30 protein-coding genes are annotated in these 20,768 nt (G+C 47.5%); 17 read left to right on the forward strand and 13 right to left on the reverse strand.

Features of this window, described 5'->3' with window-relative positions:
- The first annotated feature begins 1 nt into the window (after nucleotide 1).
- The 14 genes from D5269_RS06900 (at nucleotide 2) to D5269_RS06965 (ending at nucleotide 8,523) form a co-directional block, all read left to right on the forward strand.
- Nucleotides 2–1,075 carry a siphovirus ReqiPepy6 Gp37-like family protein gene (locus D5269_RS06900; RefSeq protein WP_120484331.1) on the forward strand — a complete coding sequence of 358 codons (1,074 nt, stop codon included), beginning with the start codon at nucleotides 2–4 and terminating at the stop codon, nucleotides 1,073–1,075.
- Nucleotides 1,075–2,583 (forward strand): hypothetical protein, encoded by a 1,509-nt coding sequence (locus D5269_RS18535; protein ID WP_243126683.1) that lies wholly within the window; start codon nucleotides 1,075–1,077, stop codon nucleotides 2,581–2,583. Before D5269_RS06900 ends, D5269_RS18535 begins: the two co-directional genes overlap by 1 nt.
- Before the next feature lie 11 nt (nucleotides 2,584–2,594).
- Nucleotides 2,595–2,921, forward strand: a complete 327-nt coding sequence (locus D5269_RS06910; RefSeq protein WP_120484332.1) for a hypothetical protein — start codon at nucleotides 2,595–2,597, stop codon at nucleotides 2,919–2,921.
- A 19-nt stretch (nucleotides 2,922–2,940) separates the two neighbouring features.
- Entirely contained in the window at nucleotides 2,941–3,921 is a 981-nt protein-coding gene (locus D5269_RS06915; RefSeq protein WP_120484333.1) for a hypothetical protein, read from the forward strand.
- 103 nt (nucleotides 3,922–4,024) lie between these two features.
- Nucleotides 4,025–4,333, forward strand: a complete 309-nt coding sequence (locus D5269_RS06920) for a hypothetical protein (RefSeq protein WP_120484334.1) — start codon at nucleotides 4,025–4,027, stop codon at nucleotides 4,331–4,333.
- Between the two features lie 14 nt (nucleotides 4,334–4,347).
- Nucleotides 4,348–4,488: an XkdX family protein gene (locus D5269_RS06925; protein WP_120484335.1), complete on the forward strand. Its 141-nt coding sequence runs from the start codon at nucleotides 4,348–4,350 to the stop codon at nucleotides 4,486–4,488.
- Nucleotides 4,488–4,979 (forward strand): hypothetical protein, encoded by a 492-nt coding sequence (locus D5269_RS06930; protein WP_120484336.1) that lies wholly within the window; start codon nucleotides 4,488–4,490, stop codon nucleotides 4,977–4,979. The genes D5269_RS06925 and D5269_RS06930 overlap by 1 nt, the downstream gene beginning before the upstream one ends.
- Before the next feature lie 202 nt (nucleotides 4,980–5,181).
- Nucleotides 5,182–6,378, forward strand: a complete 1,197-nt coding sequence (locus D5269_RS06935) for a reverse transcriptase domain-containing protein (protein ID WP_120484337.1) — start codon at nucleotides 5,182–5,184, stop codon at nucleotides 6,376–6,378.
- Nucleotides 6,379–6,384: 6 nt separating this feature from the next.
- Nucleotides 6,385–6,717, forward strand: coding sequence for a hypothetical protein (locus D5269_RS06940; protein WP_120484338.1), 333 nt, complete (start codon nucleotides 6,385–6,387; stop codon nucleotides 6,715–6,717).
- Between the two features lie 14 nt (nucleotides 6,718–6,731).
- Nucleotides 6,732–6,938 (forward strand): phage holin, encoded by a 207-nt coding sequence (locus tag D5269_RS06945; protein WP_120484339.1) that lies wholly within the window; start codon nucleotides 6,732–6,734, stop codon nucleotides 6,936–6,938.
- 124 nt (nucleotides 6,939–7,062) lie between these two features.
- Entirely contained in the window at nucleotides 7,063–7,395 is a 333-nt protein-coding gene (locus D5269_RS06950; RefSeq protein WP_120484340.1) for a hypothetical protein, read from the forward strand.
- A gap of 1 nt (nucleotide 7,396) precedes the next feature.
- Nucleotides 7,397–7,702 (forward strand): hypothetical protein, encoded by a 306-nt coding sequence (locus D5269_RS06955; RefSeq protein WP_120484341.1) that lies wholly within the window; start codon nucleotides 7,397–7,399, stop codon nucleotides 7,700–7,702.
- Entirely contained in the window at nucleotides 7,689–8,267 is a 579-nt protein-coding gene (locus D5269_RS06960; protein WP_120484342.1) for a hypothetical protein, read from the forward strand. The genes D5269_RS06955 and D5269_RS06960 overlap by 14 nt, the downstream gene beginning before the upstream one ends.
- A 4-nt stretch (nucleotides 8,268–8,271) precedes the next feature.
- Nucleotides 8,272–8,523 (forward strand): histidine kinase, encoded by a 252-nt coding sequence (locus tag D5269_RS06965; RefSeq protein ID WP_120484343.1) that lies wholly within the window; start codon nucleotides 8,272–8,274, stop codon nucleotides 8,521–8,523.
- A gap of 26 nt (nucleotides 8,524–8,549) precedes the next feature.
- Here D5269_RS06965 and D5269_RS06970 read toward each other — a convergent pair whose 3' ends face one another.
- From D5269_RS06970 to D5269_RS06995, 6 genes are all read right to left on the reverse strand, one after another.
- Nucleotides 8,550–8,819, reverse strand: coding sequence for a hypothetical protein (locus D5269_RS06970; protein WP_243126684.1), 270 nt, complete (start codon nucleotides 8,817–8,819; stop codon nucleotides 8,550–8,552).
- 65 nt (nucleotides 8,820–8,884) lie between these two features.
- Entirely contained in the window at nucleotides 8,885–9,217 is a 333-nt protein-coding gene (locus D5269_RS06975; RefSeq protein ID WP_084462050.1) for a DUF3795 domain-containing protein, read from the reverse strand.
- Between the two features lie 89 nt (nucleotides 9,218–9,306).
- Nucleotides 9,307–9,792, reverse strand: coding sequence for a hypothetical protein (locus tag D5269_RS06980; RefSeq protein ID WP_120484344.1), 486 nt, complete (start codon nucleotides 9,790–9,792; stop codon nucleotides 9,307–9,309).
- A gap of 52 nt (nucleotides 9,793–9,844) precedes the next feature.
- Nucleotides 9,845–10,219 (reverse strand): DUF3795 domain-containing protein, encoded by a 375-nt coding sequence (locus D5269_RS06985; protein ID WP_120484345.1) that lies wholly within the window; start codon nucleotides 10,217–10,219, stop codon nucleotides 9,845–9,847.
- Nucleotides 10,220–10,264: 45 nt separating this feature from the next.
- Nucleotides 10,265–10,729, reverse strand: a complete 465-nt coding sequence (locus D5269_RS06990; RefSeq protein ID WP_120484346.1) for a VOC family protein — start codon at nucleotides 10,727–10,729, stop codon at nucleotides 10,265–10,267.
- 139 nt (nucleotides 10,730–10,868) lie between these two features.
- Entirely contained in the window at nucleotides 10,869–11,384 is a 516-nt protein-coding gene (locus tag D5269_RS06995) for an SLOG family protein (RefSeq protein ID WP_029467762.1), read from the reverse strand.
- Nucleotides 11,385–11,532: 148 nt separating this feature from the next.
- On the opposite strand from D5269_RS06995, the gene D5269_RS07000 reads away from it, so the two are divergent.
- The 3 genes from D5269_RS07000 to D5269_RS07010 all read left to right on the forward strand — a co-directional run bounded on the left by D5269_RS07000 (nucleotide 11,533) and on the right by D5269_RS07010 (nucleotide 12,480).
- On the forward strand, nucleotides 11,533–11,820 hold the full coding sequence (locus D5269_RS07000; protein ID WP_120484347.1) for a helix-turn-helix transcriptional regulator: 288 nt from the start codon (nucleotides 11,533–11,535) through the stop codon (nucleotides 11,818–11,820).
- A 133-nt stretch (nucleotides 11,821–11,953) separates the two neighbouring features.
- Nucleotides 11,954–12,214, forward strand: coding sequence for an AbrB/MazE/SpoVT family DNA-binding domain-containing protein (locus D5269_RS07005; protein WP_033143531.1), 261 nt, complete (start codon nucleotides 11,954–11,956; stop codon nucleotides 12,212–12,214).
- Nucleotides 12,214–12,480 carry a type II toxin-antitoxin system mRNA interferase toxin, RelE/StbE family gene (locus tag D5269_RS07010; protein ID WP_120484348.1) on the forward strand — a complete coding sequence of 89 codons (267 nt, stop codon included), beginning with the start codon at nucleotides 12,214–12,216 and terminating at the stop codon, nucleotides 12,478–12,480. The genes D5269_RS07005 and D5269_RS07010 overlap by 1 nt, the downstream gene beginning before the upstream one ends.
- A 132-nt stretch (nucleotides 12,481–12,612) precedes the next feature.
- Here the strand turns inward: D5269_RS07010 and D5269_RS07015 are convergent, their stop codons facing one another.
- The 7 genes from D5269_RS07015 to D5269_RS18305 all read right to left on the reverse strand — a co-directional run.
- Nucleotides 12,613–13,026, reverse strand: coding sequence for a deoxyuridine 5'-triphosphate nucleotidohydrolase (locus D5269_RS07015; RefSeq protein WP_120484349.1), 414 nt, complete (start codon nucleotides 13,024–13,026; stop codon nucleotides 12,613–12,615).
- On the reverse strand, nucleotides 13,023–13,790 hold the full coding sequence (locus D5269_RS07020) for an FAD-dependent thymidylate synthase (RefSeq protein WP_347707290.1): 768 nt from the start codon (nucleotides 13,788–13,790) through the stop codon (nucleotides 13,023–13,025). Before D5269_RS07020 ends, D5269_RS07015 begins: the two co-directional genes overlap by 4 nt.
- Nucleotides 13,777–13,971 carry a hypothetical protein gene (locus tag D5269_RS07025; protein ID WP_243126686.1) on the reverse strand — a complete coding sequence of 65 codons (195 nt, stop codon included), beginning with the start codon at nucleotides 13,969–13,971 and terminating at the stop codon, nucleotides 13,777–13,779. The genes D5269_RS07020 and D5269_RS07025 overlap by 14 nt, the downstream gene beginning before the upstream one ends.
- 241 nt (nucleotides 13,972–14,212) lie before the next feature.
- Nucleotides 14,213–14,695 carry a hypothetical protein gene (locus D5269_RS07030; RefSeq protein WP_120484351.1) on the reverse strand — a complete coding sequence of 161 codons (483 nt, stop codon included), beginning with the start codon at nucleotides 14,693–14,695 and terminating at the stop codon, nucleotides 14,213–14,215.
- Between the two features lie 66 nt (nucleotides 14,696–14,761).
- The gene (gene srtB, locus D5269_RS07035) at nucleotides 14,762–19,660 is read right to left on the reverse strand and encodes a class B sortase (RefSeq protein ID WP_120484352.1); all 4,899 of its coding nucleotides are present in this window, start codon (nucleotides 19,658–19,660) and stop codon (nucleotides 14,762–14,764) included.
- Nucleotides 19,661–19,707: 47 nt separating this feature from the next.
- On the reverse strand, nucleotides 19,708–20,598 hold the full coding sequence (locus D5269_RS07040; protein WP_243126688.1) for a DUF4366 domain-containing protein: 891 nt from the start codon (nucleotides 20,596–20,598) through the stop codon (nucleotides 19,708–19,710).
- Nucleotides 20,588–20,768: hypothetical protein (locus tag D5269_RS18305; RefSeq protein WP_207670303.1), on the reverse strand; the 181-nt coding region annotated here is incomplete at its 5' end. The genes D5269_RS07040 and D5269_RS18305, both read right to left, overlap by 11 nt.

Here is a 20,768-nt window from a genome sequence, read left to right on the forward strand (position 1 = left end):
GATGGATTTGATAGTTTTAAACACAAATCTGGATGCGGTCTCCATCGTGGATGTATACGAGTCTTTTATCTGGACAGACCGGTATTATGAGTATGGTGATTTCGAGCTTTTCACATCCATGACAAGCACCATTCTTAGTTACATACGGCAGGATTACTATTTGCAGAATCGGGAATCGGAGCATTGTATGATTATCGAAAAGATAAGAATCACCTCAGATTCCGAGGACGGAAATCATATCACCGTAACCGGTAGGTCGCTGGAATCTATCTTGGACAGGAGAATTGTCTGGGGGCAACAGACCATAAGGGGAAATCTTCAAAATGGAATCCGGACACTCCTGAACAAAAACGTCATTTCCCCTTCCGATAGCAATCGCCGTATCAGCAATTTCATTTTTGAAGCATCTACCGACCCGGCGATTACAAAGCTGACAATCGACGCTCAGTATACGGGGGATAATCTGTATAGTGTGATAAACAAGATTTGCAGTGAGCGTGATATCGGGTTCAAGATTACACTGAACGATAAAAAGCAGTTCGTGTTTAAACTCTATTCCGGTGTTGACAGGTCTTACGACCAGACAGCAAATCCATATGTGGTCTTTTCCCCCAATTTCGAAAATATCATCAACAGCAATTATGTCGAATCAAAGTCGGCGTTGAAAAATGTCACGCTGGTTGGCGGTGAGGGAGAAGGTTCTTCAAGAAGATACACGACAGTTGGCGGCGGAAGCGGTTTGAACCGCCGGGAGCTTTTTACCGATGCAAGAGATATTTCTTCGGATGTCGGTAACGATGTCACCTTAACCGATGCAGAGTATACGGCATTACTGCAACAAAGGGGTAAAGAAAAGTTAGCGGAGAATACAGATGTAACATCTTTTGAAGGACAGGTGGAAACTACCGTTATGTTTAAATACGGTGAGGATTTCTTTAATGGAGATGTCATTCAGATTGCAAACGAGTATGGACATGAAACGAAAGCCAGGATTGTGGAAATCGTTATGACTGAAGATTCCGAAGGGGCATCCGTATATCCAACATTTAAAACAACGGAAGGAGGCGATGAATAATGAGTGTTACCTATGGGTTTTACAATTCCAAAAACCGTGATCGAAGATACGACGCAATTCAAATGTCCAGTATTTTTGACGGAATTATTCGGGACGGAGTTTTGCAGCATTTTGGAACTGCCATGATGGTTAAGGAATCCGAAGGCATGATGGTTAATGTTGGAATCGGCAGAGCATGGTTTAATCACACATGGACATTGAACGACGCCCTATTGCCTCTGACCCTTCCCTTATCGGAAGTAATTCTTAACCGGATTGACGCGGTTGTGTTGGAAGTCGATGCCAGGGAATCGGTGCGGGCAAATTCAATAAAGATTATCAAAGGAACTCCCGCATCCAGCCCGAAGAATCCGACACTGATAAAGACGAATGACCGCTGGCAGTATCCGCTTGCTTATATTCGTGTGAATGCCGGCGTGACAGCAATCAGGCAGGCGAACATTACAAACTGTGTCGGTACATCGGCGTGTCCGTTTGTCACAGCCCCACTTGAAAAGATGTCTATCGATGCTTTGGTGGCGCAGTGGGGGGACCAGTGGAAAGCGTTCTATGGTGCTCAGACTGCCGATATGGAGTCTGCAAATTCTTTCTGGAAAAATCAGTGGAGGATATGGTTTGAAGCTCAGACAACAGAGATTCAGGAAGCCTATCTGAACTGGGAACATCAGTGGGAGGAGTTTTATAACGCACATGTGAACGAGATTACCGACACTGCTGATTACTGGAAAGATATGTGGCAAAAGTGGTTTTATGACTACGTCAACAACAGCAGCCGGGAGCTGGCATACTGGAAAAAGCTTGTAACAGACGATTTCACAGAGTACAGCTCTTTCTGGAAAAATCAGTGGAGGATATGGTTTGAAGCTCAGACAACAGAGATTCAGGAAGCCTATCTGAACTGGGAACATCAGTGGGAGGAGTTTTTCAGCAGTCAAACTACGGAAATGCAGGAGACGAACGCTAATTGGAAAGCTCTTTGGAGCGGTTGGTTCTACGATTATGTGAATGCCAATACCAAAGAGTTTGCTGATTGGAAAAGTTCCATTGATAAGGATTTCCGGGACTGGTGGGATTCCATTAAGGATCTCATTGATGGCGAGGATGTTTCGGCATTCGCCAATGAACTTGTCATTCTCAACGAGCGGATAAATAAGCTTGTAGATTTTCAAAATGAGCTTACAAATACCCATTCGATTTATGACAGTCTTAACGACTCTTCGGATTCATCGGTTCTGGATGGCGATAATAAGCCGATTGAGGGAAAAAGGGTTACATTCGTTGTTAAGAAGGGTTCTGATGTCAGCGAAGAGCTCGAAGATGTGAAACGACGCTTAGCGGCTATTGAGCAGGCGTTTGACGGACTCGCCAACGAATTTACGGTTTATCAGATTCTGACCGATGGCGGTACATGGCTGTATGTGAACAATCCGGATGCAGATCAGACAGAGCAGCTCCTTGATGATAAAGGCGATGTCATCAGAGGCAAAACCATATTTGTCACGAAGTAAAGGAGGAGCCTATGTTTGATAACATCTTTGTGTTCCTATCGGCAATTACAGATGCGGAGAAGAATCCGGTTATGGACAACAATGAGAATCCGATTGAGAGCCGGACTTATTCTGATCTGTTGGCTAAATTCATGGAAGGCATACCGAAAGAATTTCAGGTCTCCGGATACCTCAGAGATAATGCAAGAAGGGGTTTATATTCTGTATTAGACTCTGTGGAGGATGCTGTTAAAGACAGTGAATCCAGAGGTTTGAACGGTCGGTCTTATTCAACTGAACAAATTCTTGACGGCGGGAACAACCCGATTTTCAGTCAGGCTATATTTGTTAGAAATTAAAAGAAAGGCGGATTAAGTAATGAAAATTACAGATTACGAAAAAGTAACACAGCTCCTCGCCAACAACGTTCTGCTTGTTGACGGGGACGGCGGGACAAAGACAATTCTTGCGAGAGATTTGCTCGCAGCACTTGTTGCGGTTAGTTCTTCTCAGGATTACCTCGCCAAGATGAATGTCTCACAGCTTACTCAGGTTTCTTCAGTTTCCGCAACGGACAGGCTGATGGTTTCTGCTGCGGACGGCAATAAGGGCATTACGGTCAACGATGCTTTCTGGGGGATTTTGGATGCTGTCATCTCTGTAGAGCAGCGCCGGAATATTTTCCGTGGAAAGAATCTTGGAACGGCTTTGACTACGGCTCAGAAAGCCCAGATCAGGGCTGGCACATTCAAAGGGTTCTTCATCGGGGATTATTGGAGCATCGGAGACAGGATTTGGAGAATTGTCGATATCAACTATTGGTTGAATTCTGGCGACACTTCCTGTACAACTCCTCATCTGGTAATTATGCCGGATGCCGCTTTGTATAACGCCAAGATGAATGAAACCAATATCACCACCGGCGGTTATGTCGGCTCACTGATGTATACGGCTAATCTGGCCAATGCAAAGACTTTGGTGAACTCGGCTTTCGGTTCTACCAATATTCTCACACACAGGGAATATCTGACTAATGCCGTAACCAATGGTTATCCTTCTGCCGGCGCCTGGTACGATTCTACGGTTGAACTTCCGAATGAAATCATGATGTACGGGAGTCTGGTGTTTACCCCGGCCGGAGACGGTTCTTTCGTTCCGAACCGTTACACCATCGACAAGACCCAGTTGGCGTTGATGAAGATGTATCCGAGATTCATCAATCCTGGGAGATATTGGTATTGGCTGAGAGACGTCGTTTCTTCGGCTCGTTTCGCCTATGTGAGCGGCGGTGGCGCTCCGGCCTGCGACGGCGCTTCCGGCTCTGGCGGGGTTCGTCCGGTCTTCGGGTTGGTTGGCTAAATCTGGGGGCCTCGTGCCCCCTCGCTCCGAAAGAAAACACCGTACTCAGGTGACAGAATCTTGTGTTATAACAGTAAAAAATTAAGTGAAAGGAAGAATCAAAATGGATGAGAAAACTTATAGAATCACCCTTGCCGATGGAACCATCCTTGACAACCTTACCATGAACGGGAACAATTTCATTTCCGAGGAGGCTATTGACGCTTCCATCTTCGACGGAACGTGTTCCCCGGTCATCATCAACGACGGAACCAATGAAGAAGTTCATGAACACATGGATTTGGTTCAGGTGACGACTGTTGATAAAAAGTCGTGGTTTGTCCTTCGGGATATTCCGCAGAAAGAACTGGAACAGACAAAGCTCAAGTCCGACCTCGAATATCTCGCTATGATGTGCGACGTCGAGCTTTAAGAAAGGAGAGCACCATGGAACATAGCAAGAATTACGACAAAGTAAAGGGTTTCTACAACAGAAAACTGTGGGATCTGACCCGCGTTCGTAATGCCGTAGTAAAGGGCTGGATTACCGAGGAAGAGTTTGCTGAGATTACCGGAGCCGCTTATTGATGAGCGTCCTGGCAAGTAAACGTAAGGAATCCAAATTTGAGGCCATTACCTTCTCGATAGATTTACATGACATGCTGCTTGACTTCATGCAGAGAAGTTTTGGGGTAAAAGATTTAGACCATCTGGTACGGGTCCGTTATGCCTATGGAAAGGATGAGACGGAAGACTTTGCGAAGTATCGATATTTGATGACTAATTTTAAAAATCGAATCGACCAGTTGGCATCTCAATTGACGAGCAACGTAAGGGCAGCTAATTCAACGTATCCCACTTCTATGCGCGAGTATGAACAGCGGCGGGACTATCAGAACAATGCGATTATAAATTGCGAGCAGATTCTCAAAGAGCTTCAGCGAATCGTGGAAATCTTCGAGGTGGATGTTAATACCTATGGCAGATATGTTAATGCTATCGACCGAGAAATCGGTTTGATAAAGAAATGGCGTCAGCGTGACAACAAAATCAAAGCATACTTACAGGGCAATGTCTAAATCGCGTCGTTTCTTCGGCTAATTTCGCCAATGTGAACAGCAATGGCAATACGAACTACAACAACGCTTCGAACTCTAACGGGGTTCGTCCGGATTCTCTGTCTAACCAACTGAGAAGGAGACGTTGTCCTTTCCATCAAGGATAAATGACAAAGCTGGACGCAATTTACTACGGTAAGTATTGCTATCACGGTGAATAATTATGACGTATGAAGAGATTTTGTCTGACGCCAACAACTTGTATAGGGCTTACAAGGCTTCCGTAAAAGGCAGTAAATGGAAAGAAACGACGCAGAAGTTCATGATGAACTTTCTAAGGTACATATTTTCTATCCAGGAAGACCTTCTTAACCGGACTTTAGAAAATGGTCCTGTTGAGGAGTTTTCTCTGTCTGAGCGGGGCCGAGTAAGACCTATATCAAGTATCCGAATCAGAGACCGTATTGTTCGCCATGCTTTATGTGACGAGATTTTGTTACCAGAGGTCAAGAAGCATATTATTTATGATAATGGCGCTTCCATCAAAGGTAGAGGAATTTCACACCAAAGAGAGCGTTTTGAGGTGCATCTCCGACGGTACTACAAGCAGTATGGCAACGAAGGATGGATTCTGTTCGGAGACTTCTCAAAATTCTACGACAATATCATTCATGAGATAGCGAAGCGGGAACTGTTAAAGCTCTTTGACGATGACGAGTTTATTGACTGGCTTCTAACACTTATATTTGACGGGTTCAAAATTGATGTTTCTTACATGACAGATGAAGAATACGCCAATTGTATGACCGAAACGTTTAACAAGCTGGATTACAGGGAAATACCCAAGGAACAATTAACCGGCGAGAAGTGGATGGAAAAATCGGTAAACATTGGCGATCAGCTTTCACAAGTCATCGGGATTTACTATCCATACCGCATTGACAACTATGTGAAATATGTAAGAAGCCAGAAATTTTACGGTCGTTATATGGATGACTGGTACATCATGAACCTAAGCAAAGAAGAACTGGTGGACTTGCTTGAGCATATTCGTGTAATCGCCAAAGAACTGGGTATTCACATCAACGAGAAGAAGACTCGCATCGTTAAAATATCCAGTACATACAAATTCCTGCAAGTGAAATACACACTTACCAAGGATGGAAAAATCGTTAAAAGAATCAACCCGGATAGGGTTACGACTATGCGCAGAAAGCTAAAGAAACTGGCTATAAAAGTTGCTAATGGAGAAATCCCATACGAGAATATTGAGAATATGTTCCGAGGCTGGATGGGCAGTTTCTACAAGCTTTTATCAAGACAACAACGAAAAAATCTTATAACGCTGTATGAAGACTTGTTTGATAAGACGCTTTCAATTGTTGGGAAAAAGCTTGTTATATTTGATAAGGAGGAATAAATAAGCATGGAAGGAGATTATATTTCTCGTGAAGAACACAACGAGTTTCGACGCAGCATGGATGCGGAAAATAAGCGGTTAGAAGACGAGAACAACCGGCAGAATCATCGTTTGGAAGTTCTTGAAGAAACCGTAAAACAGGTCGCTTTTATCAGCACCTCTGTGGAGAAACTCGCTTTAAACATGGAGAACATGTTAAAAGAACAGGTCTCTCAGGGAAAACGTTTGGAAACGTTGGAAAGCCGGGATGGAGATATGTGGCGGAAAGTAGTTGGTTACGCAGTAACCGCCATTATCGGAATCATTCTCGGATATATTTTTAAACAACTTGGATTTTAAGGAGGAAACAAATCATGAAGATGAGTAACAAAACCTACGATACCCTGAAATGGATTGCGCAGTATCTGCTTCCGGCAGCCGGCACTTTATATTTTGCTCTGGCCGGCATCTGGGGTCTGCCCTGTGGCGAGCAGGTAGTCGGTACCATTACGGCTGTTGACACTTTCCTGGGCGTTCTTCTGGGAATCAGCGCTGCAAACTACAACAAGGACGCCAAATAACATCGCAAATGCAATCTTTATGGCTATACTCTTCTATGATTCGCTGCCTATCGTGTGTGGGCGGCTTTTATTATTGTGGAGGGTATAGCCGTTTTTGATTGCCAGACAGAAATGGAGGAGAGCTATGAGCTATAAGGTTTCCGGAACAACCATTACTCTTACGCGGGGCGATACTTTCATGGCTCAGATTTCCATTACCCAATCAAATGGAGATCCATATGTACCATCCGAAGGGGATTCTGTTCGTTTCGCGATGAAATCCAACTATACGGATGAAGATACTTTGCTGGTAAAAGATATTCCGATTGATACGCTGAAACTGGTTTTGAACCCGGAAGATACAAAAGACCTCGCTTTTGGAACTTATGTGTACGATGTCCAATTGACGAAGGAGTCCGGAGAAGTGGATACGTTCATCACTGCCTCTAAAATTAAAATAACGGAGGAGGTGTGCTGATATGAGCGGTATACGGGCGCTGGATTCGTTAAGCGGAAAAATATCGGGCGAATCTGTTCTGAAAGGGACTCTTTCAGGGATTGAAAGTCTGAATGGGTCAATCTGCGTGACAAGGGAATATGACACTTACTCCGGGGATTATAAGGTCGTTCCCAAAGCATCCGGTTCTCAAATTTTGAACACCGCAAATAAGGTGCTGAAGGAGGATATTTTGGTTACGGAGGTTCCTTATTGGGAAACCAGCAACGAGTCCAACGGCACGACCGCTTATATTGCAAAGGAGGTGGATGCAAATGGCGATCAATAAAGTGATTTACGGGGGCAATACTTTGATTGATTTGACCGGTGACAGTGTTACAAAAGATAAACTGCTGGCCGGTTATACTGCCCACGACAAGAGCGGTGAAGTAATCGAAGGCACTTGCCTGTTTGATGTGGATTCTACGGATGCTACTGCAACCGCTGCTGAAATTCTCAACGGGCAAACAGCCTACGCAAGAGGTAACAAAGTTTCCGGTACCATGAAGAACAATGGGGCCGTTTCCGAGGAGATTACAGACAAAGATTCGGTCTATACGATTCCAATCGGTTATCACGACGGCTCAGGCACGGTACAGCTTGATGCAACTGAAAGGGCTAAGCTCATACCCGGCAATATTAAGAAGGGTGTCAATGTTCTGGGAGTAGAGGGTGACTGTGAACCATCTTCGGACGTTACGGCGCAGGCAAAGACAGCGACGCCTTCTACGGTAAAGCAAACAATCCTTCCTGATGACGGAGTTGATTATCTATCCCAGGTTGTGATAAATCCTATCGCCTACGTTGAGTCTGCTAATTCGGCAGGGGGTACAACGGTAACGATTGCGGGGTGATTAGATGGCTGTAAATAAGGTCGTTTACGGTACAGAAATTCTAATCGACCTCACGAACGATACGGTTACTCCCGATACCTTATTCAAGGGTTGTACCGCACACATGGCAGATGGTACAATAGTTACCGGAACGTTGTTCAGCAATTATCCAGCCGAACAGTGCTTTTACGATACCCTTCAGGATTTGGATGGAAACCGGATTGAAGATATTTCTGGTTCTGCGATAAAGGGTAAAACAGTGTATCGGAAAGTGTAGAAAAGTCGTTTATTTCTTGACTATTCCTACACTTCACCGATGAAAGCATTGAAAACACTGGATTTTTTGTTTCTAAAATAGCTTCCCAATGCAGTTACAACAATTATCAATCCAAATATTAAAATACTAAATACGCTAAAAGAGGAGAATAGCATATAAACTACTGACAGCAACAAAAATACAGCGACTAAAGCAATATCGTATTTATGTATAGTTTTATTAGAAATTAAATATTGCCTTTCTGCTTTTATATATTCACTTTGAGTATATTGAAATCTTAATTTTACTGTTTCCAAAGGTATATCCCCATTTGTTATATAATCTTTGTCGTAGCTTCCAAGTTGTCAAACTGATAAGTAATCTATCCCCTCAGATTTTTTAGAGCGTTGGGGTTATTTGAGATAATCTCTCCAACAGTCTGACATTTTTCCATATCCGGACAGTCACCGCATGTCGTCACATCTTTTTTCAATGCACACTGACGAATTCCGCAAAGACTATCGCAGAATACAGTTTTAATTCCATCAACTCGACATCCTTCACAATTGATATGTTCAGGCAAAATGGGAGCATTATTTAACTCTGACCACCGTTTTGCAGTTTTCTCACGTAACGCCTGGTCGTCATTGATTGTTGCAAGATATGCGTCGCACTTTTCACAGTCCAGTCCGCAGTATGCAATCCTATCCTTCATAGATATGTACCTCCTAATAAAAATTTTGATTTACCTTTCTACATAGCTACTCCACAAACTGGGATTTATCGAACTTAACTATTCTGTTGCTATGAAGCCGACTTACGCACAGTAACCTCTGCACAGACCAGCCCAGCTATATGCTCCGCTGTTTCGTTTGTCAGTAGGAAGAACATTCCGTCATTACGGCATTTTTTATGTGTATCGCCATTCAATGTATAAACAAAACCTTTAACACAGGTATCGCTACAAGCAGTAGGGTCAATAAGTCTCTTACAGTCACGAGAAGTAGTCATTTTCTTTTGCATTTCAGCAGGCAAAGTAGCGATTATATCCTCATACTTGCCAGCATTGTCTCCGTAAATGCGTGCCAAAACACCCGACTTCCGAAACACCCAATTCATTACAGTTCTCTTCTCTAGTTGGTATGAAGCAGCATAACCGCTCTTTGCTTTCTTGATTACAAGGTCACAGCCTTGTTCAATAAGTTTGTTATTAAGTTTCTCGACAAAGGCTTGATATTCTGGTGCAACTGCCGATAGAAACTCTTTGAACGAACCCTTTTCTTTTGCCATTACTTTTTCCTCCATCAAATTCCGATTTATCGTTCACAATACAACCTGAAACTTATCTCACTCCTGTCAAGATAAAATTCATTAACTGCTCTACATCATCAAAATCATCATAATCTCCATTTACGCCAGCTCTATGATACAAAACTCCATTTTTCTCATTTCTCTCTAAACAGTCCAAAAGCTTTTCTTCTCCATATTTTTTAGCAAATAAAGTAAATGTGTATGGTTTAATCTTACCCAATAATCCTTTTTTACAATTTTCTTCACACTTATAACAATGTGTCAACCTTTTTGCAATCGAACATTTTTTATTCTCACAAGAATCATTATCTGGGCAACCGTTTGAACCACATCCATTACACTCAACATTTTCTGAGCATAAACAACATGCAAGGCCACATCTGGCAATTCCTAATTCTCGTTTCATGGGACACCTCCATAACTTTCGATTTGTTTATTCGTCCATCAGGTATTAGCTGTTTAGAAGTTTCATCAAATCCTCAATAGAAGCGTCCATTTTCACAGAGACTTCTTCCATTGTCATGCCGGAATCAAGAAAACGCTTTATCACCATTTTCATATCCTCGCCAACCTCAATGATGTGTCCGTCTAAATCGTAAAACCGAATCACCCGCTGGCCCCAGCTATGCTCGATCACTTCTCCCAGATATTCAATATTCGGGTATTCTTTCAACTTGTTCAGAAAACCGTCAAAGTCCTGTTCCTCAAAGACGATTTCCGCATTGTTGGATTTCTTTAATACCTTTTCTTTTGGCAGATCTACAAGCCAGTCAAAATCCTGCTGCAGTGCCAAGCCGCAGGTAAAGGCGATGTTCTTACCGTAATCCTGAAACACCTCTAATCCAAACAAATCCTCATAAAATTTTCTTGAGGCGTTAATGTCGGCCACCGATATAAGCGTACATACATGTTTCATGCAAATACTCCTTTCAAACTGTGGTTTCCCATTTCCACAAAAGGTGATCTATCATTATCTGTAAGTCCAACTGAATTTGTCACTGACCTTCTCGGTTGAACATTTATTATACCATAGAGCAGCCTGTATCTCTACTTTTTTATATCCGGTTTTGTCCAAGATTTGTCCTGTTTTTGTCCAAGATCAGCCCTACGGGTATTTCCCGCAGTTCTTTCCGAAATTGATGCGCAAACCGGATGGCCCTAACCGTGCCTCCTTTTTCCCTCCCGTCATACACAGCGATCACCCGGTCTGAGTGTTCGACCATGTAGCGGTTCCGGTGGGAATAGACGCTGGGGTGGCATTTCTCCTGCATAACAACAACATCCGCGCAGGCCTCCAGCATTTCATAAGTCCGGCCCTTTGCCATCAGGCTGTCCAGGCGCTTTTGATAGGGAATGACAGCAATCAGCTCCAGCGCCGGATTTGTCTTTTTCTTTTCCAGCACAATCTCGGCAAAATACTGGTCCACGCCGTCAGCAAAACCGCTCATAAAGCGGGTAAACCCGTCCGCAACCGCTGAATCAATTTCACGCCGCAGGGCTGCCTTTACATGGTTAATCTCTTTCTGTGGTAAATCTCTGTGCCCGGTGACACAACAAGTCTTTCCTTCCATTTCTATTCCTCCATCCGATAGGCGTTATTCTTCACTTTCCATATTGTAATAGATTTAATTTATCAAGTCAACGAAAACACCCTTTTTCCCTTTGCGAATAATGCGAGGGTGTGAGGTACAATCTATTACAGAATAGGAGGTGAAGGCGATGTATGAAGATTTTGTCCCGGAACGGCTGGCAAAGCTGCGGACACAGAAAGGTGTATCTGCGCGCGATATGTCCTTATCGTTAGGACAGGCAAACAACTACATCAACAACATTGAAAACAAAAAGTCACTTCCCGCCATGCAGTCCTTCTTCTATATCTGCGAATATTTAGACGTAACACCGCAGGAATTCTTTGATGAGGGTAACACCTGCCCCGAAGCCTTGCGGGAATTTATCACAGAGCAGTATATCCTCGGTATTATGAAAGAACTCAATAGCAGAAAGTAAGCGGTCACGGTGCTGGCCGCTTTATTTGTAAATTTTTTTCGTACCCCTTGCATAAATCCCTCAAAGTGGATATACTATAAGTAAGAAAGTGAGAATTTCCTACTTTCAAACTCAAAGCAAAGGAGATGATCGTATGCTGGCCGAATTGCGTCAAAAAGCCCAGGTCACAATTCCAAAGGAAATCATCGTTAAACTCGGTCTGTCCGAAGGTGATAAACTGGACATCTTCGAGAAGGACGGCTCCATCTGCATTATGCCGGTGGTTGTCTACCCCAAAAAATATTTAAGCGAGCTTAAAGAAGAAATCGGGGATGTAAAAGCAAAAATCGCATCCGGGGAGCAGCCTGTCTTTGACAGCGTGGACGCCCTGTTTGACAAATTGGAGGCGGAATGATGGCGTATGAGTTTACCTTTACGCCCCGTTTCCAAAAGCATTTTAAGGGCCTGACCGCACAGGAAAAGAAGCAGCTTAAAAACAAGCTGAAACTTCTGGCCGAAAATCCTTCCCACCCGTCGCTGCGCACCAAACGCATCCAGGGAACCACGGACCTTTTTGAGTGCAGCGTCAACATGGACATCCGCATTATCTGGTATTACGAAGGCGACAAAATGATCATCCTGGTGGACGTAGGGCATCACGACATATTAAAGCAGTTTTAAGCAGCAGGGCGGTACGCTATGACAGTGTACCGCCTTTTTCTGCCTTTCTTTTATTGTACCCTGCAATCCTCCCGATATGCCCAATCCCACTACCGGCGATAATTCCCTAATTACTCTCTAAAAGTCACTTTTTTATTTTCCTGTACTTCCAAATCCGCCTGTGCCGCGCTGCTCGCCAAGCTCTGAAACAAAATCTGCGATCACAACCGGTGTAATTACAAGCTGGCCCACGCGGGAGCCTTTGGAAAGTTCCTGCGGTTTGTTACTTACATTACTGATAATGGCATGAATTTCCCCACGATAGCCGGAATCCACAGGTGGCAGCTCGCAGACCAGCCCTTTTACCGCCATGCTGGTGCGCGGAAACACATAGCCCGCATAGCCGTCCGGCACTTCAATCCCAAACCCAAGGGGAACCTTTGCAATCTCACCCGGCTGCAAGGTACAGTCATAGGGCATGTAGACATCCGCGCCGGCATCGTTCCCATGCGGACGGAATGGGCGGCGGTCCTCCGGCACGCCAAAGTCGATCAGTTTGATCTTCATTCGCTGCCCCCTTCCCAAAGCGCCGGATAGTCCGTTTTCAGAAGATTCTCCGGCGTCATGTCCGTACCTATTTTTCTGCCGCATGTCATCTTCCCCTCCAGGCATTTGTCCCGCTGGCAGAACGGCCCTGTAAGACCGGGAGCAAACAGCGCCGGGCTCAATATATAAAGCTCCTGCCAGATTTTCAGGAGCACGATCCGGGTCTCGTCCGTATTGCGCCGGCATACCCGCTGGCCGATGATATGTTTCCATTGATAGGGTGTGGCGCTGATAATCAGCACATTCCGAAGCCCCTGGGGTGTGGCATATCCTGCCGCGTCATGGCCCACGCCGGCATTACATAACCGCTCATAGCAATCCATACCTTTGCGACAGCTTTTTAAGTACAATTCCCGGACCGCAGCCGAGGCGGCCAGAATCTCATAGGGTACGGCAAAATCTGCCTGCCCTGCATAATTACTGTACTGTAAGGACGCGCTCATATACTTTACCTCGTTCTGGTGTCTGGTGATCTGTGCCAGAAAGCGCCGGCTTGCTCCTACAACGGCAACGGTAATGACCGCAAATTTCTGTACCGTCGGGTGCGGGAGGCTCCCGATTACCGCCACGGTGTCCCCGCTGAACGATTTTTCATAAAGGGCCATCAGGTCGTCCATTGTGGCGATCCGGTGGCCCCTCTGGGTGAGCCGGGCGGCAAAGACCATGTTCTTCTCGGCCTCCTGTACCGCCTGGCAGTTCAATATTTTTACTTCAATCCTGTTGATTGGTATGTCCCTCCTTTACAATAGCCTTCAATAAGAACAGATAGTTGAGGCTGTCAGTGATCTTTTCATTCCATGTGCCTATACCGTAATCCGTATCACCGTCAAAGCACATGTCATACAGGGAGACGATATGCTTCGCCAGCATCCCGGCAAGGGCACGCTCCGGCGTGGTGTGCTGCAAAGCTGCCGCCGCCTTAAAAGCTCCCAGCCGGTCCGTATCGTCCCCAGTGTATTCTTTGGTTTTCTTTTGCAGAATGTCAGCGCAGAGCCGCACCTGCTCGTCAAATACGGCATTGACTTCCTGTTGTGTGATATGGCATCCCTCCTTTGAAAAATGGTTTGTCCCGAATACTGTATGGAATCCGGGACAGTTTTACTTGAAGCAGAACAAAATACGCATTATATCCCTTATCCGCTGCATTTCAGGCGCTCGGCAGATAAATCCAGTCGTGCATCAGGCACACGCTGGGTTCGTCCTCCCTGGGTACCATGTGGTAGGTACATTCCCCGTACACGGTCCGCTTGTCCTCAATCTCCATGCCATACGCCTTATAGAAGCGGTATTCCAGGTTGGAAATGATACAGCGGAGCGTCTGCAGCGCCTCCCGCTGTGAGGTCACGATCAGATCCCGGTCAATGCTGCGCTTTAAGAACAGCAGGGATTTATAAAGCTGTACCTCTGTCCGGTAAGGGCGGCAGTCCATATGTTCCAGCCAGCCGCTAAAAGCCACTGGCCCGCTCTGGACCACATCACGCTCCGGGTGGTAATACTCGTAGCAGTCCAGGTTCGCCGTGTTCAGAAGGTAGAGCATTTCCCGGACCTCATTTTCCGGCATATCATAGAACCGCAAAAGGGAGCGGTACAGATGGACATAGCCGGGTATCGAAACAATGGCATTCACCATAAAAAAATCCTCCTAAATAGCAGGTGCGGGAGCAGACAGCCCCCGCACCGGTTTCCAATATTCTTGTTAATTGTTTACAGCCGCCAGCTTTCCCATGACGATGAAGCGGCTCGCGCCTCCGGGCGTACAGGTGGAAAGAGTCAGCACCTTATCACTGGAAGTCACCGTAACATCGGTTTCAATGACAGACCGGCCCGCCATTTCAGAAAGCCATGTGGTGTAGGCACCGTCATCCTTCCAATTAAGACGCCAGGGGGAAGTGTCGCTACCGGACTCGCTGGGTCTTGCCACAAATGCCGTAAAAATTTCCACGACATAGCCGCCGCTAGGGGTGACAAAGTACATCTGCGGGTGTCCGTCAAAATAGCTCTGTTCGTCATACTCATTCAGCGCAGCGAACATGGAGCCGTCCCGCATGTTGTGGCCGTAGATAATGGTATTGCGGTCCGAAAAATCCTCCTGATTCTCATGGTCTGCAAACAGGCAGCCCGTCTTATTATAGGTGCCGTCATACAGATGGTGCAGGTAATACTCGTTATCATCTGCCTGCGTCACCGGGTAGTTAATGGCCGTATCAGGAAGGGTAAGCCATCCGATGATGTCCGGCCCGTTTTCCCGGAGCGCATCAAAATCCACTGTGGGGAGGATCACAGAAGGATCCTCCCCGGCAGGTTCCATTTCCGTATTATCGTCCTCCAGCGCTTCGGTCTGCTCCGGCAGCTCTACATGGGAAGCAATGTCCTCATAGGCTCCGGCGCTCTCTGAATACTGGCTAAGGTCGCATACCATCAGGAACCCGCTGCCAAGTGCCAGCAACCCACAGAGGGAAACCACCGCAATGCCAACAGCTTTTCTCTTTGGGGTATTTCTGCTGTACTTGCCCTTTTTGAAATAGACTGCGGCAAACAGCCCGCCGCCGATTACGGCCAGCGCCAGGAGCCCGCCATACAGAAAAATGAAATTGTCATCCCCGGTCTGCGGTACCGCTTTATCAGGATTAGACGGTGTGGACGGATTGGAAGGTGTTTTCGGATTATCCGGGTTATCCGGGGTAGTCGGTTTCTCCGGCTTTTCATTGAAGAACTGGACCGTCGCGGTTTCATCCGCCTTGATCTCCACGGTAGCAGCGTCGGGAATGATATAGTCCCTGCTTGCCCGGTTGGAGATTTCCGTTACGGTATAAATGCCAACACGCAGCCCTTTGACCTCGATCACGCCGGATTTCGGGCTGGTAAAGGTCTCACAGTAGGAGCCGTCCGCATTCTTAACTTCAAAAGCGAATCCATCCTTGCGCCCGTCGCTGGAATCCTTCGTGATTTTCAGATTTCCGCGGTATGCCTCATTGGTAAAGCCACGTCCGGCCTCGCCGTTTTCCACAACCGCCACCTGGCCGTCCTCGGTGATGGCAAAGTAGTAGGCGTTCTCGTCAAGCTGGTAGCCCTCCGGTGCCTTGCTTTCCTTCACAAAGTAGCCCTTTGCCAGAAGGCCCTCCGCGGTGTGGTAGCCCGCATCCGATTCTTTCAGTGTGCCGATCTTCGTATCTTCGGAATCAAATTCCTTGTTGCCGTTGGTGTCCTCATACAGCTCGAATACCGCGCCGGAGAGGAAACGCAGGAAGGTGTTGTTATCTTTCTTCTCCACAGAAGAAGGCTCGTCCACGGCTTCGGTTTTCATCACCTGCACGCTGCCGCGGATCAGGGTATTTTCCACTTTGATTTCAATGCGCTGGCCGTCCACACCGATATAGATATGGTGCTGCTGCGGGCTTACCGTATAAAGCGCCGGAGAGGAAATTTCCTTTACGATCCAGTGGCCGTAAGGGATATTCTCAAAGGCAAAGCTGCCATCCTCGGCGGTGGTGACAGTAAGCAGCGCGTTTTCCTCGGTAAATTCTTCCGTGTCCGGCCTGAATAATCCCATCAGTGCCCCGGATAGCTTCACATCTTCGCCGCCCTCCGGGTTTTCACCGACTTTCACGCCGTCCACACGCCCGCGCAGCAGGTCATTGGAAACAGCCTCGCCCTCATTTACAAGAATCTGCACCAGCGCCGCCTCCTGGCCGGCATACTCAAAGACAACCGGATATTCTGTATCGGAGAGGATATAGGCGCTGTTTGTGGTGCGTTCCTTCACATAGTAGCTGCCAAAAGGCAGGTCGGAAGCAAAGGAAGCGTCATAGCCGCCCGCCTCATTCGGGTCAATGGAAACCACTTCCAGGAGCCCGCCCGCCGGGATCACGCTGCCGTCAAGGGCCGTCAGGTCTGCGGAAGCATACAGGCCGAAAGAAATATCCTTGTATTCCTCATTCATGCCGAGCCCAAAAAGATCGTCCGTTTCCAATGCTTTAAGCAGGCTCACATCCACCTTCTGGCGCTCGTCATAAAGTCCGATGGCGGCCTGTGTCACTTCCACAGTTTCACCCGCATAAGTAAGCTCGGCATATTCCGGCTGGGTATTTAAGACCATCCCCTCCGGTGCCTGGCGTTCCTCCAGACGGTAACGGCCTAGGTACAAAAGTCCGCTCTGGGCGGTTCCATCCTCCCCGGTGGTAAGGGTTTCCACAACCGTATCTTTTGCCACCCTAAGCGTACCGTCGCCGGTATAAATATCTTCATCCGCGATCACGTCATAGACCGCACCCGGAAGCCCGGCCACTTCATATACCGGCTGGTACAGGCCATCGTTCTCCTGGTCGGAAGCGAATACCTCGCCGGTCTTGGTGATGGTAAGCTGCCCCTTCTGCGGCATATTGTACTGTGTAACCGTGACAACGGCCTCGCTGCCGTCAATGGTAAACGGCACCGGCTCGCTGGAAAGTACATAACCGTAGGGCGCTGCCACCTCGTAAAGCTCATAATCCCCGGTGTGCAGAGGCTCCGGCAGCATGAGCCAGCCTTCATCCGAAACATAGAACGTATCAAGGGTTTCCGGGTTCGGATAGTAAATATCCTGGGTGACAAATTCCCCGGTGGAGAGGTCCTTAATCTGGAAGCCCGTGCCCGTCATCGGGATAATATTACCGGTTTCCGCGTCGCATTTCTCCACACGCAGCCTTGCGGTAATGGTGCGGTTATTCAGGATATAGCTGTAAGTCTGTCCGTTGGAGGAAATAAAGACCGTAAAATCCGGGATAAACGCTTTGCCTTCTTCGCCGGCTGCCTGGTGGACCGTATAATGGCCATAAGGGAGCAATTTGGAGGAAGCAAAGCCGTCCCCATCGGTGGTGAGCAGATCGCGCTCACTTTCCTTTGCCGCGTCATAACTGCCCGCCGCCTTCAGGTAAACCTCAAAGACCGCACCGGCCTCCGGGCGCTCAATGACGCCTTCGTTGGGTTCGTCTGTATTTTCATCCCCGGACACATCCGGGTCCAGGTCGTCCGTATGCTTCACAAGCTGGATATTTCCGTAAATAACTGTTTCTGTCACCTGGTTCTCCGTGGTGTTCAGTTCCACTTCATACAGGGTCGGGGAAGCGCCCACCTCATAGACTGTATCGTTTAAGAGGTAGCCGGTGCTGGGATCAATCTCCCTCACCGTCCAGTTATCACCGCAGACATAGTATCGGGTCATAAAGCTGCCGTCCGGCCCGGTGGTGTAGGTGTCTACCAGCTCGCCATTGTTATAAATGCCATAAGTTGCACCGGCAAGGGTGGCGTCGCCCTGGGCGGTGCCGGTATCAGCGTCGCTCTTTACCACATGGACACGGAATTTTTTCAGGATATTGCTGAAATGCACCGTGGAGGTCTGGCCGCTTTCAATGGTGACATACTGTGCGGAAGGGGTCACATAGCGGTCCACCGGCAGCTCTTTCACCAGATAGGTGCCGGGCAGCAGCTTTTCTTTGATCTGCCCGTTTTCTCCGGTAGTGACGGTTTCCTCCACTTTATTTCCCAAAATGTCCGTACCTGAAATTTGGAAAGAAATCCCGGACACAATACCGTCCTCGCTGGTCTTAACGATCTTTGCGGTGCCGTAGGTCTCGGTCTTGATCTTTACAAAGAAGGAAACCGGGTCACTGGCGCCGGTCATCATGGTCTGGTAGCCAGGCCTCCCCCAGATCAGCATATCGTTGGCAACCGGAATATCCTTTCGGAATTCAAAGGTGACGGGGTCCATAATCATGTTCTTACTGGTGAAGGTGTACTTGTTCCCGTTTCTTGTGACAGAAACGCCGCTGCCTTTCAAAGTCTCCAGATTGATTTTCAGGTTATTGGTGTCCGTGACAGTCAGGGTGTAAACTTTTTTCTCCGTGTTCCATTTCAGCTCCAGCTCCGGTGCCTCGCTTTTCTTCGTGGAAGTAAAAGAGGGAACTGTGGAATGGGAAGCAACCTGTGAAAGAATCCAGTTGTAGGCTTTTTCCGCAGGACGTCCGGCAATCACGCTGAAATACTGGTTGGCGTCTGCATGGCCGTTCCCGTGACGGCTGTATGGGTCGCTCCGAAGCTGCTGTTGGTACTCCCAGAGGATGATCTGCGTCGCCATTTTATAATCGTCCTCGTTAATGCCGGACACAGGGAGGGAAGCGCCGGGTTTCCAGCCGTAGATGGCCGTGAGGGTGATCCCCCGTCTTGCCTCGGAAGGGAGAAGGTTTAAGTAATTGCTGTTGGTGCCGCTTTCCGATGTATAGGTATTGTCAGAAGTGTTATAGGCAACACCGCTTTCTACACAATAAACATGGTGGCTCACCCCGTCCGAATCCGTCAGCATATAATGCCGGTAGGCGCTGCCCCCGGAGCTGGTATGCACATCCATCGTTCCGTCAGAATTGTAAACCAGATAGGTGTAGGGCGCAGGGCTGTAATAATGCTGCCCATCGGAGCCGACATACTGGTCGCCGAGCCAGGAGCTTGCCTTCTGGCCCACGGAGGCGGCAAATGCCTGGGAGGGGAATACCCCACAGAGGCATACTGCGCAGAGCAGGAGCGCCAGGAGCCTTTTCAGGCCGTGCTTTTTCATATTTACCATAGAAATCCTCGCTTTCTTATATTTGATTGGAATACAAAAGGACAGCTTTACTCGCTGTCCTCCTGTTCCTTATTGATCCTGTCGTCAAAATCATCTTCGGAGAGATATTCCGGCTCTCCATAGGCTTCATCCGGGTCAAAGCCTTCGCCGTACCCGTCATCCAGGGAATCCTCGTCATCCTCTGCCTGCTGCTTCGGACGGACGATCTTCACATAATAGCCAACGCCTCCTACCGCAAGCAAGGCAACGATAATGAAGATAATCGTTCCAGCGCTGCCGTTGTCCTTTTTCGGCTGTTCAGTCTGTGCGGGTTCCTCTGTTTCCGCAGGTTTTTCCTTTCCGGTGCAGCCTTTCAGGTCATTTTTGCATACCGGGCAGGCGGTATTGACTTCGCCGGCCTCGCATTTATCCGTACAGGTGCAGACATCCTCTGCCGGGATCACGCTCATGGTGCCCTCGTTCTTTTCCGCCAGAGCCCTCAGGTCAGCTTCGGTAACACCGTTCAGGAAGTAGACATTATTATCGTCCCGCTTTCCATCAATGATAAGATAGAACACATTCCCGGCCTCGGTGGTGATCGTGTAAAACTGCTTATCGTCACCTTCGCCGGTGGCCGTATCTAACACTGTGCCGGTGCCATCCGGGGTAAACGCACCATCCGGGATGGAGGAAGTGTTTCCTGTTTCCCCCTGGGAATTGGAATTGCCGCCATTTGTGCCGGAGGCTGTATTGCTGCCGGTATTGGTACCCGTATTAGAACCGTTCCCGGAATTATTACCGCCGGAATTGCTGCTTTGGGCGTTATGATTGGTACTGCCGGAAGAAGCGGACGGTTTCTGTGTCGGTTTTACAGCCGCCGTGCCGCTCTGGTTCTGTCCTGTTTGGGAAGGATTTTGGGGTTCTTTCGGTTCCTCATAATAGGGATTCTCAAACTTCACGGTCTTTGAGTGTCAGCGCCAGTAATAAAATGAAAGAAAACGCCGAGGAAAAAATGTAGTTTTGTGGCGGAGGAGGCGAAAAAAAGATAGACTCCCAAGAGGGCGAAAAAGAGCCCGGAAAGGGAGTCAGGAAATGAAAGGAGCACAGTGGATGGATATCCGAAGCGACA

It is taken from the genome of Anaerotruncus sp. 1XD42-93, from assembly GCF_009917605.1.
In the GTDB taxonomy this organism is placed as follows: Bacteria; Bacillota; Clostridia; order Oscillospirales; family Ruminococcaceae; genus Anaerotruncus.

Excerpts from the sequence above, each read along its gene's own strand:
- D5269_RS06900 (WP_120484331.1), top strand. The coding sequence starts at position 2 with ATGGATTTGATAGTTTTAAACACAAATCTGGATGCGGTCTCCATCGTG.
- D5269_RS18535 (WP_243126683.1), top strand. The coding sequence starts at position 1,075 with ATGAGTGTTACCTATGGGTTTTACAATTCCAAAAACCGTGATCGAAGA.
- D5269_RS06910 (WP_120484332.1), top strand. The coding sequence starts at position 2,595 with ATGTTTGATAACATCTTTGTGTTCCTATCGGCAATTACAGATGCGGAG.
- D5269_RS06915 (WP_120484333.1), top strand. The coding sequence starts at position 2,941 with ATGAAAATTACAGATTACGAAAAAGTAACACAGCTCCTCGCCAACAAC.
- D5269_RS06920 (WP_120484334.1), top strand. The coding sequence starts at position 4,025 with ATGGATGAGAAAACTTATAGAATCACCCTTGCCGATGGAACCATCCTT.
- D5269_RS06925 (WP_120484335.1), top strand. The coding sequence starts at position 4,348 with ATGGAACATAGCAAGAATTACGACAAAGTAAAGGGTTTCTACAACAGA.
- D5269_RS06930 (WP_120484336.1), top strand. The coding sequence starts at position 4,488 with ATGAGCGTCCTGGCAAGTAAACGTAAGGAATCCAAATTTGAGGCCATT.
- D5269_RS06935 (WP_120484337.1), top strand. The coding sequence starts at position 5,182 with ATGACGTATGAAGAGATTTTGTCTGACGCCAACAACTTGTATAGGGCT.
- D5269_RS06940 (WP_120484338.1), top strand. The coding sequence starts at position 6,385 with ATGGAAGGAGATTATATTTCTCGTGAAGAACACAACGAGTTTCGACGC.
- D5269_RS06945 (WP_120484339.1), top strand. The coding sequence starts at position 6,732 with ATGAAGATGAGTAACAAAACCTACGATACCCTGAAATGGATTGCGCAG.
- D5269_RS06950 (WP_120484340.1), top strand. The coding sequence starts at position 7,063 with ATGAGCTATAAGGTTTCCGGAACAACCATTACTCTTACGCGGGGCGAT.
- D5269_RS06955 (WP_120484341.1), top strand. The coding sequence starts at position 7,397 with ATGAGCGGTATACGGGCGCTGGATTCGTTAAGCGGAAAAATATCGGGC.
- D5269_RS06960 (WP_120484342.1), top strand. The coding sequence starts at position 7,689 with ATGGCGATCAATAAAGTGATTTACGGGGGCAATACTTTGATTGATTTG.
- D5269_RS06965 (WP_120484343.1), top strand. The coding sequence starts at position 8,272 with ATGGCTGTAAATAAGGTCGTTTACGGTACAGAAATTCTAATCGACCTC.
- D5269_RS06975 (WP_084462050.1), bottom strand. The coding sequence starts at position 9,217 with ATGAAGGATAGGATTGCATACTGCGGACTGGACTGTGAAAAGTGCGAC.
- D5269_RS06980 (WP_120484344.1), bottom strand. The coding sequence starts at position 9,792 with ATGGCAAAAGAAAAGGGTTCGTTCAAAGAGTTTCTATCGGCAGTTGCA.
- D5269_RS06985 (WP_120484345.1), bottom strand. The coding sequence starts at position 10,219 with ATGAAACGAGAATTAGGAATTGCCAGATGTGGCCTTGCATGTTGTTTA.
- D5269_RS06990 (WP_120484346.1), bottom strand. The coding sequence starts at position 10,729 with ATGAAACATGTATGTACGCTTATATCGGTGGCCGACATTAACGCCTCA.
- D5269_RS06995 (WP_029467762.1), bottom strand. The coding sequence starts at position 11,384 with ATGGAAGGAAAGACTTGTTGTGTCACCGGGCACAGAGATTTACCACAG.
- D5269_RS07000 (WP_120484347.1), top strand. The coding sequence starts at position 11,533 with ATGTATGAAGATTTTGTCCCGGAACGGCTGGCAAAGCTGCGGACACAG.
- D5269_RS07005 (WP_033143531.1), top strand. The coding sequence starts at position 11,954 with ATGCTGGCCGAATTGCGTCAAAAAGCCCAGGTCACAATTCCAAAGGAA.
- D5269_RS07010 (WP_120484348.1), top strand. The coding sequence starts at position 12,214 with ATGGCGTATGAGTTTACCTTTACGCCCCGTTTCCAAAAGCATTTTAAG.
- D5269_RS07015 (WP_120484349.1), bottom strand. The coding sequence starts at position 13,026 with ATGAAGATCAAACTGATCGACTTTGGCGTGCCGGAGGACCGCCGCCCA.
- D5269_RS07030 (WP_120484351.1), bottom strand. The coding sequence starts at position 14,695 with ATGGTGAATGCCATTGTTTCGATACCCGGCTATGTCCATCTGTACCGC.
- srtB (WP_120484352.1), bottom strand. The coding sequence starts at position 19,660 with ATGGTAAATATGAAAAAGCACGGCCTGAAAAGGCTCCTGGCGCTCCTG.